Origin of the sequence: Robertmurraya phoenicis, from assembly GCF_047302285.1 — a bacterium.
Taxonomy (GTDB): domain Bacteria; phylum Bacillota; class Bacilli; order Bacillales; family Cytobacillaceae; genus Robertmurraya.
On the sequence record NZ_CP154845.1, the window covers coordinates 4,352,867 to 4,369,589 of the forward strand.

General features: G+C 37.7%; 14 protein-coding genes and 1 other annotated feature. Of the genes, 1 reads left to right on the plus strand and 13 read right to left on the minus strand.

Annotated features, from left to right (window positions below; all coding sequences use genetic code 11):
• Window positions 1–55: 55 nt before the first annotated feature.
• From AA0X71_RS21730 to AA0X71_RS21785, 12 genes are all read right to left on the minus strand, one after another.
• Window positions 56–2,344 (minus strand): glycoside hydrolase family 65 protein, encoded by a 2,289-nt coding sequence (locus AA0X71_RS21730; RefSeq protein WP_413357345.1) that lies wholly within the window; start codon window positions 2,342–2,344, stop codon window positions 56–58.
• Between the two features lie 39 nt (window positions 2,345–2,383).
• Window positions 2,384–3,061 (minus strand): beta-phosphoglucomutase, encoded by a 678-nt coding sequence (gene pgmB, locus AA0X71_RS21735; protein ID WP_413357346.1) that lies wholly within the window; start codon window positions 3,059–3,061, stop codon window positions 2,384–2,386.
• A gap of 6 nt (window positions 3,062–3,067) precedes the next feature.
• Complete coding sequence (locus AA0X71_RS21740) at window positions 3,068–4,099, minus strand: LacI family DNA-binding transcriptional regulator (protein ID WP_413357347.1); 1,032 nt, start codon at window positions 4,097–4,099, stop codon at window positions 3,068–3,070.
• 104 nt (window positions 4,100–4,203) lie between these two features.
• A complete protein-coding gene (locus AA0X71_RS21745) occupies window positions 4,204–4,827 on the minus strand; it encodes a YesL family protein (protein WP_413357348.1) in 624 nt (207 codons plus the stop codon).
• 15 nt (window positions 4,828–4,842) lie between these two features.
• Window positions 4,843–6,417: an FAD-dependent oxidoreductase gene (locus AA0X71_RS21750; RefSeq protein WP_413357349.1), complete on the minus strand. Its 1,575-nt coding sequence runs from the start codon at window positions 6,415–6,417 to the stop codon at window positions 4,843–4,845.
• Between the two features lie 17 nt (window positions 6,418–6,434).
• Window positions 6,435–7,313, minus strand: coding sequence for a carbohydrate ABC transporter permease (locus AA0X71_RS21755; RefSeq protein WP_413357350.1), 879 nt, complete (start codon window positions 7,311–7,313; stop codon window positions 6,435–6,437).
• 19 nt (window positions 7,314–7,332) lie between these two features.
• Window positions 7,333–8,202 (minus strand): carbohydrate ABC transporter permease, encoded by an 870-nt coding sequence (locus AA0X71_RS21760; protein WP_413362718.1) that lies wholly within the window; start codon window positions 8,200–8,202, stop codon window positions 7,333–7,335.
• A gap of 142 nt (window positions 8,203–8,344) precedes the next feature.
• Complete coding sequence (locus AA0X71_RS21765) at window positions 8,345–9,634, minus strand: ABC transporter substrate-binding protein (protein ID WP_413357351.1); 1,290 nt, start codon at window positions 9,632–9,634, stop codon at window positions 8,345–8,347.
• A gap of 339 nt (window positions 9,635–9,973) precedes the next feature.
• Entirely contained in the window at window positions 9,974–10,804 is an 831-nt protein-coding gene (locus AA0X71_RS21770) for an energy-coupling factor transporter transmembrane component T family protein (RefSeq protein ID WP_413357352.1), read from the minus strand.
• Window positions 10,795–12,507: an ABC transporter ATP-binding protein gene (locus AA0X71_RS21775; protein ID WP_413357353.1), complete on the minus strand. Its 1,713-nt coding sequence runs from the start codon at window positions 12,505–12,507 to the stop codon at window positions 10,795–10,797. The genes AA0X71_RS21770 and AA0X71_RS21775 overlap by 10 nt, the downstream gene beginning before the upstream one ends.
• Window positions 12,508–12,538: 31 nt before the next feature.
• Entirely contained in the window at window positions 12,539–13,096 is a 558-nt protein-coding gene (locus AA0X71_RS21780) for an ECF-type riboflavin transporter substrate-binding protein (RefSeq protein ID WP_413357354.1), read from the minus strand.
• A 122-nt stretch (window positions 13,097–13,218) separates the two neighbouring features.
• Window positions 13,219–14,076 carry an S-adenosyl-l-methionine hydroxide adenosyltransferase family protein gene (locus AA0X71_RS21785; protein ID WP_413357355.1) on the minus strand — a complete coding sequence of 286 codons (858 nt, stop codon included), beginning with the start codon at window positions 14,074–14,076 and terminating at the stop codon, window positions 13,219–13,221.
• A gap of 49 nt (window positions 14,077–14,125) precedes the next feature.
• Window positions 14,126–14,408 (minus strand) — a binding site (T-box leader).
• A 177-nt stretch (window positions 14,409–14,585) separates the two neighbouring features.
• Between AA0X71_RS21785 and AA0X71_RS21790 the strand changes: the two genes are divergently transcribed.
• Complete coding sequence (locus AA0X71_RS21790) at window positions 14,586–14,735, plus strand: hypothetical protein (RefSeq protein WP_413357356.1); 150 nt, start codon at window positions 14,586–14,588, stop codon at window positions 14,733–14,735.
• Window positions 14,736–14,783: 48 nt separating this feature from the next.
• On the opposite strand, the gene AA0X71_RS21795 is transcribed toward AA0X71_RS21790, so the two are convergent.
• On the minus strand, window positions 14,784–16,565 hold the full coding sequence (locus AA0X71_RS21795; protein ID WP_413357357.1) for a methyl-accepting chemotaxis protein: 1,782 nt from the start codon (window positions 16,563–16,565) through the stop codon (window positions 14,784–14,786).
• Between the last annotated feature and the right edge of the window lie 158 nt (window positions 16,566–16,723).

Sequence of the window (16,723 nt, forward strand, 5' to 3'; positions counted from 1 at the left end):
CACGTAAAAGGAGAACCCACTTTAATGAGTTCTCCTTTTTCCTTATTTACTGGGATTACTGACCTTCTACCGGCAACGTCATTTCGTTCCCCTTCTCAAGGGTGATTTCTTGACCCGCATGGGTGATCTTCAGCGCTTCCCCTTCTTCTAGAAGATAACTTGTTGAATTTCGATTTAGAGCTATTTGAATGCTACGGCCCTGGTAATGCAAATGGAACTTAAGTGAATTCCACTCTTTTGGAAGAAATGGAGAGATGGATAATCCATTTTCCTTCACTCTTACGCCAGCAAATCCATAAACAATCGCCAACCACGTACCACCCATATTCGCCATATGGAGACCATCCTTCGTATTGCCATGGGTGTTATCTAAATCTAGTCGTGCCGTTTTGTTAAAGTAAGTGTAAGCTTTTTCTTTGTATCCCAATTTTGAAGCCATCGCACTAAATACACAATACGATAACGAGGAATCATGAGTTGTAATTTTTTCATAGTAATTATAGGAGTTTCTGATCGTTTCTAAATCCTGTTCATCCTCTAGCAGAAAATGAGCCAGTACTGTATCTGCTTGCTTACATACCTGATAGCGATACAGGGTGAGTGGATGATAATTTAATAGTAGAGGAAACTTTTCTTTTGGCGTATTTTCTAAGTCCCAACACTCCTTTTGTAGGAATGTATCATCCTGCGCATTGATCCGATAGGTTTCATCATATGGAAGGTACATCTTTTCCCCTGCTTCCTTCCACTCTTCTGCTTCCTGTTCTGTTAAGCCAATTTTTTCAGCTAATTGCTCTAGTACGCCTTCATCTACTTCTTTCAAGAGACGGTACGCCTTCTCTGCCCAGAGTAGATTGTGTTTCGCCATTACATTTGTATAGTAGTTGTTATTCACAATGCACGTATACTCATCAGGGCCAGTCACATCATCAATTCTAAATTGCTCTTGGAAAAAGTGACCCGTATCCATCCAAAGCCTTGCGGTTTCAAATAGCACTTCTGACATGTAGTTTGTTAGAAACTCTGTATCTTGTGTTACTAAATAATATTGGATATAGCTATAGGCAATATCTGCACTTATATGATATTGAGCCGTTCCAGCTGGAAAAAATGCGGAACACTCTGTTCCTGTAATCGTTCTCCAAGGGAACAACGCGCCTTTTGTATGTCCCACTTCTTTCGCTCTTTTACGTGCATCCGCCAAAATAGAGTATCGTTGTAATAAGAGATTTTTAGCAATTTCAGGATTGGTCATCAGGAAGACTGGAAATATATAGATTTCTGTATCCCAAAAGTAATGACCTTCATACCCTTCACCAGATAAACCTTTAGCTGCAATATTACTTACAGGATCTTTTCCAACTGATTGCAGTAAATGGTATACGTTAAATCGTATTCCAACTTGTAGTTCTTCATCCCCATCAATTTGGATATCCGATTTAGACCAAAATTGATGCATATAGTGTTCCTGTTCAGCTAATAATTCCTCGAATGTGTAACTACTCACTTTTGTTTGAATAGCAATAGCCTGAGGCACAATTTCATTTTGATGCCTTAAAGTATCCGTATAAACATTATATTTCGTGAAATGTACCGGGCTTCCTCCCTCACAGACAAACATGTCCTCAACGAGATTCTCACTGACCTTGCTTGTGGTGATTTGATTTTCTCCATTTACTTGATGAGTGGATACACAGGCAACTTCAAGGTTTGTGGCATACGTAATGTCCTTAACTAAGCTAAAAGAATCCAGTTTTCTAGCCTCTATTACTTTCAGTCTTTTAGCGTGACCAGAAGCAAGACGCGGATCATTTTTATCAACAAAGTTCGTTACATCACCATTTACGGTTGAAACAATCTTGATTTCCCTTATATTCTCACTAACAGGCTCGACCTTTATATCCATTGCAAATAATTCTTTCGTCACAAATGAAACAAGTCTTCTGAAGTGAAGCTTCACTTCTTTTCCTTGCGGAGACTTCCAGTGAATCCTTCGCTCCGTGTATCCTTTGTCCATATGTAAGTTTCTTTCATATGATAAGATCGTCCCATCAAACATAGAAAAACGTTCATCATCTAAATAAATATGAACAGTTTGTCCATCAATAATATTGACAAGCTTTTGCTGAATATCTGGGAATCCATGTAACTTCTCACCATAATTAATTTCGGTTTCGTCATGGAAAGCGTTAATATAAGTTCCACGAATGGATTTGAAAGATTCCTGATAACCTTCCTCGAAGTTTCCTCTAACACCAAGATAGCCATTTCCCAATGAAAAAAGGCTTTCATTGACCAATAAATTTTGTTGTTCTAACCCGGGTTTTGATATTATCCACGACATAGGTTAACACTCCTTGATGTCTAAAATTGGAATTTTATACTACTGTTTGTTTCTTTCAATAAACCTCTTCACAATCTCCTCAAAGTGTAGTTGGGAAGTATCCTCAACGATATAATCTGCTAGAGACAAATGCAATCTAGAACCCACACCAACTGAAAACATATTGGCACGATTGATCGCTTCTACTCCTGCTGCTGCATCCTCTATTCCCACACACTCCCCATATGGTACTTGTAAGAAATCCGCTGCCGTAGTGAAGGTTTCAGGATCTGGTTTTCCATTTTTAACTTTTGATGCATCTACTACATAATCAAAATAATCAGAAAGACCGAGTTGCTCTAACACAATTTGTGCATTCTTACTTGCAGATCCCAAGGCTATTTTAATGGGATGTTCTTTAATCATTTGCAGTAGGGATACAATGCCAGGTAACACATCTTCTGAATTTATCGTTTTAATCAGATCTAAATAGTGTCTATTTTTATTATTTGCATGCATTTCTTTCTCCGATTCCGAAAACTCCCGGAGACTTGGATCCAGTGCGATAATCCGCTCTAAAGACTCCATTCTACTAATTCCCTTTAGCTTCTCGTTAAACTCTCTGTCTATCGAGATTCCAAGCTCCTCAGCAAGTTTCTGCCATGCTAAAAAATGGTACTCTGCTGTATCTGTTAACACTCCATCAAGGTCAAAAATGAAGGCCTCTGGATATTTCAATCGATGTCACATTCCTTCCTTTATTTGTGAGTCATTATTTTTTACTGACTCACGTTCAATAATTGTGTGTTTAACATAGGTCCTAACTTCATCTAACCCTTCTGAATTAATCACACATTCTAGCTTATTAACTGCGAATTTACCAATTTCATACATAGGTTGAGCAACTGTCGTTAATTGTGGAATACTCATCTTTGCAATTTTTGTATTATCAAACCCTAATATTGAAATATCATTTGGGACTTCTTTTCCGATTTTGTGGAGATAAGAAATCGCTCCTAATGCCATCTCATCACTTGCACAGAAAACACTCGTCAAGTGGGGATTTTTAAGATAAAGTCTCTCCATCCCTTTGTATCCATCTTCAAATTGATACGCACCGAATTCGATGAACTTATCAATTTGACTACGACCTAATCTATCCTTTAATGCTTGTTTAAAGCCAAAATAACGAGGAAATCCAGCAATCACATCAGTTGTTGGTCCACTAATCATGCCTATGTCCACATGCCCTTGATCCATTAAATAACAAGCTGCATCATAGCCTGCCTTCTCATCATCTATCTTTACAGATGGGATGTTATATTCGATTGACTGAGTTGCAGCTAAAACTATAGGGATATTCAGTTGGTCGAAGATTTGAAAGACAGCTTCGGTTATCGGTTCACTTGTAAAAATGATTCCATCCACCTGCTTTTCCTTCAAAACCTTAAGATAACGAATCATTTTCTCTTGATTTCGGTCCGTGTTACATAAAATGAGATTGAGTCCCAAGTTATGAGCGGCATCCTCCATCCCCTTCATAATTTCTGAAACATAAAGGTTAGAAATATCAGGAATTAAGACTCCTAAGGATTGCGTTCGTTTCGAAATCAAACCTCTTGCCAACGCATTAGGATGATATTTTAATTCCTCAATGATCTTTTGAACTTTTATTCTTTTATCTTCACGAACACTTTCAGGAGAATTTAGTACTCTTGATACCGTGCTCATCGAAACACCAGATAAACGAGCTACATCTTTTATTGTTGGCTTCATCATCACTCAACCTAACTTTATAAAATAGATTCACATCTATTTATTCTTTATATGCTTACTAAAACCTGCATTTGATTTCGTCAATTTCTTTAAAAGATACCAATTTATTTTCCAGTATTCAGCTTCATCTGAATAAACATATGATAGCAAGCACTCATGATAATAAACGCTCCTAGACTAATACCAAAAAAGATAAATAGAGTCTTCAAATAAATTAAGACAACATACGAAACAACCAAACTAACGACAATCCCTAGTATATAAAGAGGTTTCGTCATGCCCATTAAAAAAGCTTGCTTGATATTCTCTAACATTTTCAAGTCATAGTGTACGAATACAGGGAAAATAAACAGGCATGTTACGAAATAAATAATGGAAAGAACCATTAGTAGATATAAAAACAATGTTGCCAAAGTATTTTTTAAACCATACAGGAAATAGATGTCTACGAATATGATGAATCCAACCAATAATAAAACATAGAAAACTCGGTTTATTTTCCAAAAATCTCTTCGAAAGTATTCATAATAGGTTTTGGTAATGGACACTTTCCCCTCATTTTGTAGCAGCTTCCTGATCACCGCAAAAAGTGCAGAGGTAGATGGTGCAACCCCCAAAATAATGAAACCAAATAGGGTAAACACCACCCAAAGTAAATTTAGATAGGCCAAATTCGAAAACCAAATAAAAATCCGATTTAAGCCCTTCATCTTACCACTTTCCCCCATGTCCAGCACCTCTTCTTATCTTACTTTTAATTGTGGCCAATCCAATTCGATTCCCTGCCCCACCAACAGCTGTTGGAACTGCTTTAGCTCGTTTGGGTTGTTTCGTACTTCTGTTGGACGAAGATTCTTTTCCAAGCAATATGAAGCTAAATATCCAGCAGCTTCACCGACGTTCCACTCAACTGGATGAAGTCGATAACATCCTGAAGTAATATGTGTAGTTCCTAAATTTTTCCCAGCCGCTAAAACGTTTTTCACACGTTGAGGAATGATACTTCCTAACGGGATTTGGAACGGAAGACTTGCAACATCAATATAATTTCTATCGCCTGTACTTGGATGTAAATCGATTCGATAACTACCAATACCTACAGAATCCTCAAATTGTGCACCTTTCACACCAGGTTGGAACTCTGGACTTACATGTTGCTCTACAACTGTAAATTCAGCTTTAATTCTTCTCGATTCACGAATATACGGCTCTGCCATACCATCTTCTGTGCCGACAATATCTTTTCTTAAGCGCAAGCCTGGATACCCTTTTCCACCATCTGGACGTGGAGCTTCCGTTTGCATCCAATATAAGAAAGATAAAGAAAGCTGTTTCGCTTGATCAATATGTTTCAGCTTCTCTTCTTCACTTACTTCAATAACAGGTCCTAACCAGTAATCAATTTGCGGCCAATTAACCATAATAATATCACTATCATAGGCGCCTTCTTGAAAATTATTTTTATCGATAATTCGTCTGAAAAGCCATAACGACTCAATCACTCTTTTCCCTTCTTGTGGGAACAAATCTCTTGTCCATGCATGAAGATCCTCAGGGAATGGATGCGTCCAGCTCAAGAGCTTGTCTGGCCAAAAATCTGGTTGATATTCCTTCCAGAAATCGTAATCACGCGGCCGCTCAATCGTGTGGTCTTCTCCCTCTAAATAATCTAGAGCGAAGCACACACTTATCGCTTGCATATCTAATGGATCTGCCTCGTCTAAAGCACTTGGTTCCCCTGTTTCCGCTTTTGACTCAGCTCCAGTTACATACTCCACATTCGCAAGTGGTAACACATCTCCACACTCTGTTGCATCAAGGAAGTATGGAGCTATCAGCCTAATATGATTACCTGTTTCCAGGTTTTGAACCGTTATAGACTTTACTTGATCTCCATCCACTTCCGCTTCTTCAATTATGTGTTTTAGCAAAATCGTCACTCGTCCACTTGAAACAAATGGTGCCAACATTTCATTTAATACAGCTAGCGCAACCTTAGGCTCATGACAAAGTTTACTAACCCAACCGTTCCCAGGATTCAAGTTTCTGATTTTCCTTGCTTGTGGTGTTAAAGGGTAATGATTACGATAGTACTCACGTACACCATCTCTAAATTGACGATAGCTTGCTGTACATCCAAATTGTTCGATCCATGGATGCTCATCCGGCGGGACCGCTTGACCTGTCAACTGACCACCAATCCATTTTGTTTCTTCTGTCATGATGACACGTTTTCCCATCTTTGCTGAGGCAAGAGCTGCTGCAACTCCCCCAGTACCCCCACCAACGATAATAACGTCTGCTTTCATTTGTCTCATCTAAATAACCTCCATTACTAGCCTTTTACTGAAGAACTGACTAAACCTTCAATAATATATTTTTGTCCAATTAAAAATACGATAATAATCGGGATAACGGATGCTGTAGCTGCCGCCATCATACCTGGATAATCAATCGAAAATTCTAATACAAAATTATTTAACCCAAGAGGCACCGTATAGAGAGCCTCACTTACTAGGAACACCAAGGCATCCTCATAGTTGTTCCAGCTCCAAGTGAAATCTAGAATAGCAAAGGTAGCAATTGTTGGTTTAGCAAGCGGAAGGAAGATTTGAAAGAAAATCCGAAAATGTCCTGCTCCGTCTATAAAGGCTGCCTCTGATAGTTCATTCGGAAGTGTCATGAAGAACTGCCTCATATAAAACACACCAATAATAGTGAAGAAGGTCGGTAGTATAAGTGCCCAATGCGTATTGTAGATTCCAGCCCAGTCAAACATAATGAACTTTGGTACAAATAATACTTGAGGTGGTACCATCATGGTTAATAGGTACAAGACAAAAAATGCATCTCGCCCTTTAAAAGGAATCCTCGCAAATCCATATGCTGCGAAAGCACCAATTGTTATCGCACCGACCGTACCTATAATAGCAATTTTCAAGGAATTCCAGTAATAGGTGAGGAAGCTTAATTCACCTAACCACACCTTTTTATGAGCATCCCAATTTAACTCGGACGGAATCCACCGAATTGGACTTGTAAAAACTTCTGACTGTGTTTTAAATGAAGTGCTAATCATCCAGAAAAACGGGATTATCATAATGATCCCGATGATAACCATAACAATCGTTGTGATAAGCTTAGCTGTGTTTATTTTTTTCGTTTTTTTGGCAGATGGTGACGTATTGATGTCTGACAAGGTTTCTGATGCCATGTTGAGTTACCTCCTTTATTTAATAATGCACCCATTTCTTCTGACCGTACCATTGAACGATCGTTATAACGAAAATAACAATAAACAGTACGATGGCAATCGTTGATGCGTAACCTAGTTCATAATACCTGAATGCCGTTTGGTACACGTATAGAGGAAGAATGTTAGTACTGTTTGCCGGACCTCCACCAGTCACTGCTTGGATAAGTCCAAAGTTCTTAAAGGCGTTGATCGTCCCAATGATAAACAAAAAGAATGTAATCGGGCTTACGTAAGGAAAGGTGACATATCTTATTACCTGCCAGCGTTTTGCTCCATCCATTTCAGCTGCCTCTTCAAGCTCTCTTGGAACGTCTTGTAATGCAGCCAAATAAATGATGATGTTAAAGCCCATGATTTGCCATGCAGACATTATGATAATGGCATACATTGAAGAATTAGTAGATGATAACCATCCCGGTGGATTATCAATCCCTAGACTCATTAAAAATAGGTTAATTGGACCAGCAGATGGGTGAAATAACAACATCCAAACAAATCCAATAGCAATACTGCTAATTAAATATGGTAAGAAGAACGTCGCTCTTAATGCATTCTTCATATAGACACTTTTATTCAAGATAACGGCAATAATAAAGCCTAATAAGACGGCAATTGGTACATGTAATAAATATAAAAAGTTATTGCCTAGAGCTTGAAAGAATAGCTTGTCTGACCATAACCTTTGGAAATTTTCTAAACCTATAAATACAGTCCCTTTTCCACTAGGTCCTGTCCAATCTGTAAAAGCTAAACCAAATGAAAATAAAAGTGGAAAAAGAAAAAAAGTACAAACACCTACCACACTAGGCAAAATAAATAAATATCCGATTCTATTCTGCTTCTTCATCCAATTCAAGAGATATACCTCCCTACCTGCAAATTATGTTATTACTTCTCTCAATAAGCTGAGTATAAATAGGGAGAGGAGGTAGCTTAATTAGCCTCAACCTCCTCAACTTGTTACATTCCTACTCAAATAAATATTCTTTTTACTTACTTCTTTCTAAGAAGTTGTTATGGAATTCAACCACATTATTAATTGTTGTATCTAGATCTTGATCACCAATAAAGTATCTCTCAATTTCTTGGTTTATATTATCTAATACTTGGTATGAAGGCTCTCTTAACATTTCTGTATTCTCAACTTCGTATGTGCGATTCAAACTATCCACATTATAAGTATCCTCTGCACCTTGAATGATTAACTGTCTAGCTTCTTCCTGTGGAGCATCAACAGAAGCTGGCACACGACCTCCAGGTGCTAATTCCATCATACCTTCTTTTGCATACCATTGAATAAATTCCCATGCCTCATCAGGATGAGATGATTCTGCTACGATTGACATCGCATCTTCAACGTGATGAGCCGGCGTACTTTGACCGTCAAAATGCGGATAAGGAACAAAAGCAATTTTGAAATCCCTTGGATACTCATTTAAATCATTTGATAATCTTAAACGCCATGCTCCCGCTTGATACATGCCAATTTCTCCATTTAGGAACATTTGCTCAGGAGCCATGTTTGTTGACACTTGCTCTGATAATACTGGCATCGTTTTATCATCATGCATCATTTCATAGAACATTTGTAATCCTTTACGAACATTCGCATGATCCAGGTTAGATTTCCCATCTTCATTGACAAATCCATCATCAATAAGAGCATTTTGAATAATACCGTGTATCGTATTGGCATCCAATGCATACGAATATTTAAATCCGGCATCTTTCAATGTATTAGCGTATTCTCTCAATTCATCCCATGTAAGTGTCTCTGGAATCTCTAATCCTTTTTCTTTTAAAGCATCTTCATTTAACATAATAAAAATGGCATTAATGTTAGTTGGAAGAGCGTAATACTTATCATTCAATTTCCACTTTGATGCTGCTGGTCCAATTTTTTCTTGAATGTATGCGTCATCAATTTTATCCGACAAATCCAAAAGAAAATCTGAATCAACTCTTTGCTCGTAATCGTTCGGAGAATGTGACATTAGAATATCAATATCTTCTCCAGTCTGTAGTGCCGTATTAACACGAAGGTTTCCCTCATCATCATTAACATAGCGATTATATTTAACTTGTACATCAGAGTGTTCTGCATTCCACTTATCAACTACAGCTTGAGGTCCGTTTTCTGCAGGAACTCCACCCCAGAAATTCAACGTGATTTTGCCATCTTCTTCACTATTCTTTTTATCATTATCTCCCCCACAAGCAGTTAAAAATAGAGAAAGAGATAGAATAGCCACTAATGATATTATCTTGATTTTTTTCATAGTACATGTCCTCCTTATATTTAATATTTTATCTTACGCAAATAGACGAAAATCACTCCTTATCATCTTGTTTTACTCTTTGAAAAGCTTTTCAAAGCATTTCAAAAAAATATATTAATATTTTTCTAGATTGAAGGATATTTCTATTCTTTTCTCGAAATTTTTTTGAAAACCTTTTCAAAAAAAGTTTATCAAATATTTATGATGATCGCAATATGTTTTCTCTTGAATATTATTTGAACTTTATTCTTCATAGAGAAAATCGCTGTTATTAACGAATTCTCCAAATCTCTTTTTAATAAAAAATCCCAGAAAAAATCTGGGATTCGAGAGTATTTGTTATTGAAAAGGATTATAAAAACGATTTCCATCATGGAAAGTGATCATAAGGGTTGCGACCAAAATTAGTACAAAACAAGAAAGGACCACATAGTCACTCGTTTTGAATGAGCGGGAACTATACCAGGTTCGCTTTTTATTTTTCCCGAAGCCGCGAAGCTCCATCGCATTGCTTATCGTTTCGATTTTATCGAGACTTGATAAAATCAGTGGGATAATAATCGAAGCAGCGTTTTTTACACGTCTTGGTAGCTTTTCCTTTTTCGACATGTCCAATCCACGTGCTTGTTGAGAAAGAGCGATGTTACGAAAATCTCTTTGTACATCTGGGATATACCGCAGAGCTAAAGCAACAGCATAGGATATTCGGTAACTAACCCCAATTCTATTTAACGATGCAGCAAATTCACTTGGATGAGTCGTCACAATAAAGAGGAGCGCCACCGGGGTAACCGTGAAATATTTCAAACTGATATTAAACTGATAAAAAATTTGCTCCAATGTAACATTGTATCTCCCCGCTATTTCAAACAAGACATGGCTCGTTCCGTAAATCTTGACTCCTTCTTGAGGTGAGAATCCATAGATCGCAATATTGTTAAGGATCAAAAAGATTAAAATAAAGATTAGCACAAAGGAGATTTCCTTTAGCTCAATCTTAGAAACGATAAAAATCCACATCCCCATCAAAAATAGGAACACTAATATCCGTGTATCATATGTCAGCATGGCAGCGGAAGACCATAGGATAAAACAAAGAAGCTTAGTGACACCAGTTAAGCGATGAACGGGTGTATTTCTGTCAATATACGCTAGCATTTCTACTGCCATTTTTTACGCTCCTCTCTATCAAAAGAAATGAAGCGATCCACGAAGTCCTTTGGCTCATCTATGCCAATCCGCTCCGCTAACTCAAATAGGGACGTTTCCTTTAAGTTCGCTTGTTGAATAAGCGCACGATTTGTTAACACGGCTGAAGAAGACTCGTCCGCAATAATTTTTCCATCAGTAATTACTATAGCTCGAGGAGTATACTCAAGCATAATGTGCATATCATGGGTGACCATCATAATCGTCATCCCTTGTCGATTTAATTCTACTAAAAATTCCATAATCTCTGTATAATGGCGTAGATCTTGCCCTGCCGTTGGCTCGTCGAGAATGAGAATTTCAGGTTCCAATACAAGAATTGAGGCGATGGTTACTCTTTTCTTTTGTCCAAAGCTCAAAGCGGAAATGGGCCAATTTCGAAATGGATACAATCCGCAAACTTTAAGCGTTTGTTCCACTCGCTCTTTTATCTCATTTTCCGGAACTCCTCGAATCGTCAGCCCTAGAGCAACCTCCTCAAAAATCATATTTTTCGATATCATATGATTGGGATTTTGCATCACCATTCCAATTCGAAGAGCACGCTCTTTGATCGAATCCTCCGTCACATCTTTTCCATTAAAGAAAACTTTCCCTGATTGAAGTTTTTCGAATCCACAAATAAGCTTAATAAGAGTCGATTTCCCTGCCCCATTCTTTCCAACGATGCTGACCATTTCTCCTTTTTGAATGGTAAAAGAAAGATCATGAATCATTTTTTGATCACTTTGATAGGAAAAAGAGAGGTGCTGGGCATCCAAAATCGGTGATGCCTGTTCCACTTGACTTTCTCTTTCAACACCTTCATACCACTCAACCAACTTTTCCTTACAATCCTTCAGCTCAAATGTATTCATATGAGACGGTCGCATTTCTTCAATCAATGTGCAGCCAGCATACTTAGCAGCTTTCACATATAACGGCTCTCGAATATAGTATTGTTCTAAAATTGGACTTACCAACAATGCATCGGGTGTATCGTCAGCCACGATTCGTCCATCATCAATGACAATGATACGGTCCACATCTTTATGTAGAACATATTCTAATCGGTGCTCGATAATGACAATCGTTTTATTCATTTGCTTATGAATTTGATCGATTAGTTCAATCGCTGATTTCCCTGTTGTCGGATCTAGATTGGCTAATGGTTCATCGAACAAAAGAATATCGACTTCATCTACCATCACTCCTGCCAATGAGACTCTTTGCTTTTGCCCACCTGAAAGATGATGGACTGATGCTTTCAAATACGATTCCATATCAACCATTTTCGCCGTATCACGGACAATTTGGGCCATTTTCGCTTGCTCAACACAATCATTTTCTAATGTAAAAGCAATATCTTCCCCGACCGTAAGACCAATGAACTGACCGTCTGGGTCTTGTAAAACCGTACCGACCATTTTTGCTAAAGTAAAAATATCTAAATCCTTTGCCTCTTGTCCTTTAATGGTAAGACTTCCAGTCACTTCACCTTTGTATGAAAAAGGAACCAGCCCATTCAAACACTGACCAATCGTACTTTTTCCAGAGCCAGAAGGGCCCACAATCAACACTTTTTCCCCTTCATAAATCGTCAGGTTCAAATGGTGCAGGGTGGGCTCTATTTGGCTGTTGTATTTAAAACTGTAGTTGCGAAATTCAATGACTGGCTTTTTCATTTTTTAAATCGTGTCCTCTCCAAAAAACTGTCTATAGTTCTCTATGTAAGCTATTGCTCTGGCTGCGTGTTTTGGAATAAGCAAAAAGTAAAATCGTTCCTAATACCCCTACTGTAATGATATTGGAAAGTCCAGCAAAGGCACCTTGAGCGAAAACTTTGTTCGCAGGCTCCGCATAAATGAGAATATCTAGCCAAGGTGCAAGCAAGAACCAACCAATTCCTTGAGCGATCACTTGAATGATATTAAAGGTAATCACCTTTTTCACATTGAAGACACCTGATCCTATATCAATTCGTTTTGCGGCCAAGCCTATCACCACGCCTACGAATAAGGATACAATCACCCAACTCCACCATACGGAACCGTAGGAAATCGCATCATTAAGCGCATGCCCGATAAGGCCAATTAATCCTCCAGCAATCGGTCCAAAGACAACCGCCATTAATGCTAAAAATGCATAGGACGTTTGAATGGAAGTATTGGGAATCGGTGAAGGAATCGAAGCGAATTTTGCTAAAATCAGAAATAGCGCTGCCCCAATTCCAATAGCTACAATCGTTTTAATAGAAATATTATTTCTTTTCAATAAGTCCAACCCCTTTTTCTTTATTAATATTATAATTTTTAATTATAAACTTTTTTCTAAATATTTGTTACTTTTTTACCAGATATTTATACTAGTAATATTAAAAATCGTTCGGAATTTCCCTAATTATAACTAATATTTGACACTTTTCGTATTGAAATTTTCCAATTTACGCCTGTTTCAACATGATAGGCTTTTGCAAATGAACCTTGATTTAAAGCAACCCCAATTTTATCGAGTGAATTCACATATAATAGTGGTTCTCCTAAATGACTGTCTGCAAAAGAACGACCATACGTCATAATATTTTTATAGACTTGGCGTGTATTGTTTTCAATCGTGACTTCAAATGAATCACCGTAGACAATATCTAATTGTTTAAAGAGTTCCCGATCGATATTGGTCCATAAATTTCCGAAACGAACATCAAGGATATCAATACTACCTGTAACTCCTCCTTTGATCAGCTTCGATTCTGATACCGGTAACTCAATAATCGAATCCACTTCTACCTCAGGACCGACTTGTTCAAATGTAATGACTCCTGTTGCCAATCTAGCACCAGTAAAAGCATACACATCACGACCATGAAAGGTATAAGATTCTCCTGATTTCGGAAGTCGATTCACGTTTTCATCAATGATTCTTGCTTCCACAATGCCGATTTCTTTCTTGATTTGTGTCAATGTTCCATTATCAGGAGTGACGATATAGTGATTGGTAGCCGTCTTCACCACAACACTTCTTCTATCAGAACCTACCCCTGGATCGACGACAGATACAAAGACCGTTCCTTCTGGCCAATATGATATCGTTTGGTATAGTCGATAAGCACCTTCCCAAATATTGTATTGGGGAATGTCATGGGTAAGATCAAATATTCGAATCGCAGGATGTACAGATAATGCCACCCCGTACATCGCACTTACAGCACCATCACTAATTCCAAAATCCGTTTGTAACACTAAGTAGTTTTTCACGATAATTCCTCCTTATAAAATAAAAAAAACACGTCTTTATCCACCACTGGATAAGGACGTGTTTTATAGATCACGTGGTACCACCTTAATTCACTGTTTGCTCACGCAAGACAGTCTCAACAAGTACATAGGCATGATTGTTCCTTTGCCTAGATACTGTGGTATTGATAACGAGTACCAAATCTCGTCGGAACCTACTAATATCCCTAAAGGATACGTTCAGCACGAAACTCAGAGGCCATTGTTCAGATTCGAATTTTTGCTTCTTTTCAGCTACCGAAGCTCTCTGTGTAAAATTACTAAATCCTACTTTTTCTCTTCATCGTCTTTCGTTTGTGAAAAATTCAATTAATTTAAAACTGATTATAGAGCATGATTTTAAAAAGCGCAAGAAAAAAATTCATCCTATTCAGATATTTTTTTTTCATTCTCTGGGTAGTTCTCAACCATTCAGTTCATAATAAAGCTAATTCTCTTTTTTAAATATAAAAAGCAAAGGAGAGTTTGGGATGGCAAAAGACAAAATTAAAAAACCATTTTATAAAAAATGGTGGTTTTGGTTGTTAGCTATCACAAACGAAAATGTTCAGTCTGATATGTATATTACCATTAGTGATGGTCAGTATATTAAGCTTCAGGATGTACAAATCCAAAAATAATGGAAAAGATGGTTCCCTAAGTATTTCAGGGCACCATCTTTTATGTGACTATATTTTAAACTTCGCGAGTTCATTATGAAGTGCTTCAGACATTTCACTTAACGACTTCGCTGATTCTGAAATTTCCTCCATTGATGCGAGCTGCTCCCTTGAAGCTGTCACAATCGTTTGTGCCCCTTCAGAACTTTGTGTTGCGATCGCTTGAACTTCTTGGACAGATGCTGACACTTCTTGAGAATTAGCAGACATCTGCTCCGAAATCGCAGATACTTCATGAATTTGTTCTGCTACCAATATTTCAGCTTCTAAAATCTTTTTGAATGCTACTCCCGCTTCATTCACATCCAGTGTTCCAGCTTGAACCTCATGTACGACGTTCATCATCGACTGAATTGACTGCTTTGTATCTTCTTGTGTCTTTTCAATCAGTTCTTTGATTTTTGCCGCTGAATTTTGTGATTGCTCAGCTAATTTCCTTACTTCATCTGCTACAACTGCGAAGCCTTTTCCATGCTCTCCCGCTCTTGCTGCCTCAATTGCTGCATTCAAGGCGAGTAAATTGGTTTGACTCGAAATTTCTGTGATCGCTGTGACAATATCGCCAATTTGCTTTGATCGTTCGCCAAGTTGTTTAATGATGGAAGAAGTCGATTCCACTGTTCCAGAAATTCGTCCCATTTGCACGACCGCTCTTTCGATCTTGGCATTTCCATCTTTCGCAATATCGGTAGATTGCTGTGACATTGCCGCCACTTCAGAAGAAGACTCAGCAATTCTTTGAACGCCAACACTTACCTCATCCATAGCAAGAGCACTGTTGGTTGCTACTTCTGCTGAAACCTCAGCTCCTTTTGCCACCTCATTGATATTGTTCACGACATGCTCTGTAGCAGCTGTTGTTAATTCTGCGCTCGCTGATAATTCTTCCGATGAAGCAGCTACCTGCTCTGTTACATTTTGTACATTTTCAACTAATCCTTTTAAACTTGCTGACATGAGATTAACAGAATTGCTCAACTGACCGATTTCATCTTTAGATTTGATTTGTAAATCTTCTCCTGTGAAATCTCCTTTAGCGATCTGATTCATTCTTTGAACGACATGTTGAACAGGCTTCACAATATAATTGGCAAGGAATAGGGCAACAGCGATTCCAATAACAATGGCCGAAATGGAAAGAATAATAACGATACTATTCACAGCAATCCCGCGATTAATTAGTTCCTGTCCACTTTGCTCAACCATTGCTTCTTTTTCGTTAACCCGCTGATCAAAGGAATCCATCAATTGTTGCCCAATTGGCCCTACCTGATCGTTTACAATTTTTAATGCTAGATCTTTCTCTCCTCGATCATAAGCGGTGAAAACTCGTTCTTGAATGAGCATTCCCCAGTTTTTACTAGCATAAAGGAGTTGATCAAGTTCTTTCGATTTATCCATTTGCAAAAGTTTTTCTTCAAGTTCTATGCTACTCGCTGTATATTCAGCAAAGAGCTCTTTATCACGCTCATCCCCGAATAGAAGAAAGCCTCTTAAGAGCGCCATTCTATTAGCTATATTGTAGCTCAGTTCAGATTCATATGTGAGGACCTGAACATCATCTTGTACCGTTGTTTCGATTTGGCGATTGAGACTCGTCACATTAGTAAGAACACTTGCTCCTAAAATAATTAGCAGTAATAAAACCGCTCCATAACCGAGTAAGATTTTCTTTTTTAGCCCTTGCACTTTAAGTTTACTGAACGCCAGTTTTTTCAAAGAAATACTTTTTAAACGAAAGTTTTTCTTCTGTGAATTCTTCGATTTATATATTTTTTGATGCCACTTCATTTACTTGCCCCCTATAATTTTGATGCCTTTTCATTGACAAAATGTTTTGATATTTCATTGTAAAAAGTGAGAAATTATTACTATTTTCATATAAGAAAAATGATGTATAAATAGATTTTACTTTTTTAATAGTACTATTTCCATAAAAACATTTCGAT

Bases quoted from the DNA above. Each gene is read 5' to 3' on its own strand.
- AA0X71_RS21730 (WP_413357345.1), bottom strand. From the start codon at position 2,344: ATGTCGTGGATAATATCAAAACCCGGGTTAGAACAACAAAATTTATTG.
- AA0X71_RS21740 (WP_413357347.1), bottom strand. From the start codon at position 4,099: ATGAAGCCAACAATAAAAGATGTAGCTCGTTTATCTGGTGTTTCGATG.
- AA0X71_RS21745 (WP_413357348.1), bottom strand. From the start codon at position 4,827: ATGGGGGAAAGTGGTAAGATGAAGGGCTTAAATCGGATTTTTATTTGG.
- AA0X71_RS21750 (WP_413357349.1), bottom strand. From the start codon at position 6,417: ATGAGACAAATGAAAGCAGACGTTATTATCGTTGGTGGGGGTACTGGG.
- AA0X71_RS21755 (WP_413357350.1), bottom strand. From the start codon at position 7,313: ATGGCATCAGAAACCTTGTCAGACATCAATACGTCACCATCTGCCAAA.
- AA0X71_RS21760 (WP_413362718.1), bottom strand. From the start codon at position 8,202: ATGAAGAAGCAGAATAGAATCGGATATTTATTTATTTTGCCTAGTGTG.
- AA0X71_RS21765 (WP_413357351.1), bottom strand. From the start codon at position 9,634: ATGAAAAAAATCAAGATAATATCATTAGTGGCTATTCTATCTCTTTCT.
- AA0X71_RS21770 (WP_413357352.1), bottom strand. From the start codon at position 10,804: ATGGCAGTAGAAATGCTAGCGTATATTGACAGAAATACACCCGTTCAT.
- AA0X71_RS21775 (WP_413357353.1), bottom strand. From the start codon at position 12,507: ATGAAAAAGCCAGTCATTGAATTTCGCAACTACAGTTTTAAATACAAC.
- AA0X71_RS21790 (WP_413357356.1), top strand. From the start codon at position 14,586: ATGGCAAAAGACAAAATTAAAAAACCATTTTATAAAAAATGGTGGTTT.
- AA0X71_RS21795 (WP_413357357.1), bottom strand. From the start codon at position 16,565: ATGAAGTGGCATCAAAAAATATATAAATCGAAGAATTCACAGAAGAAA.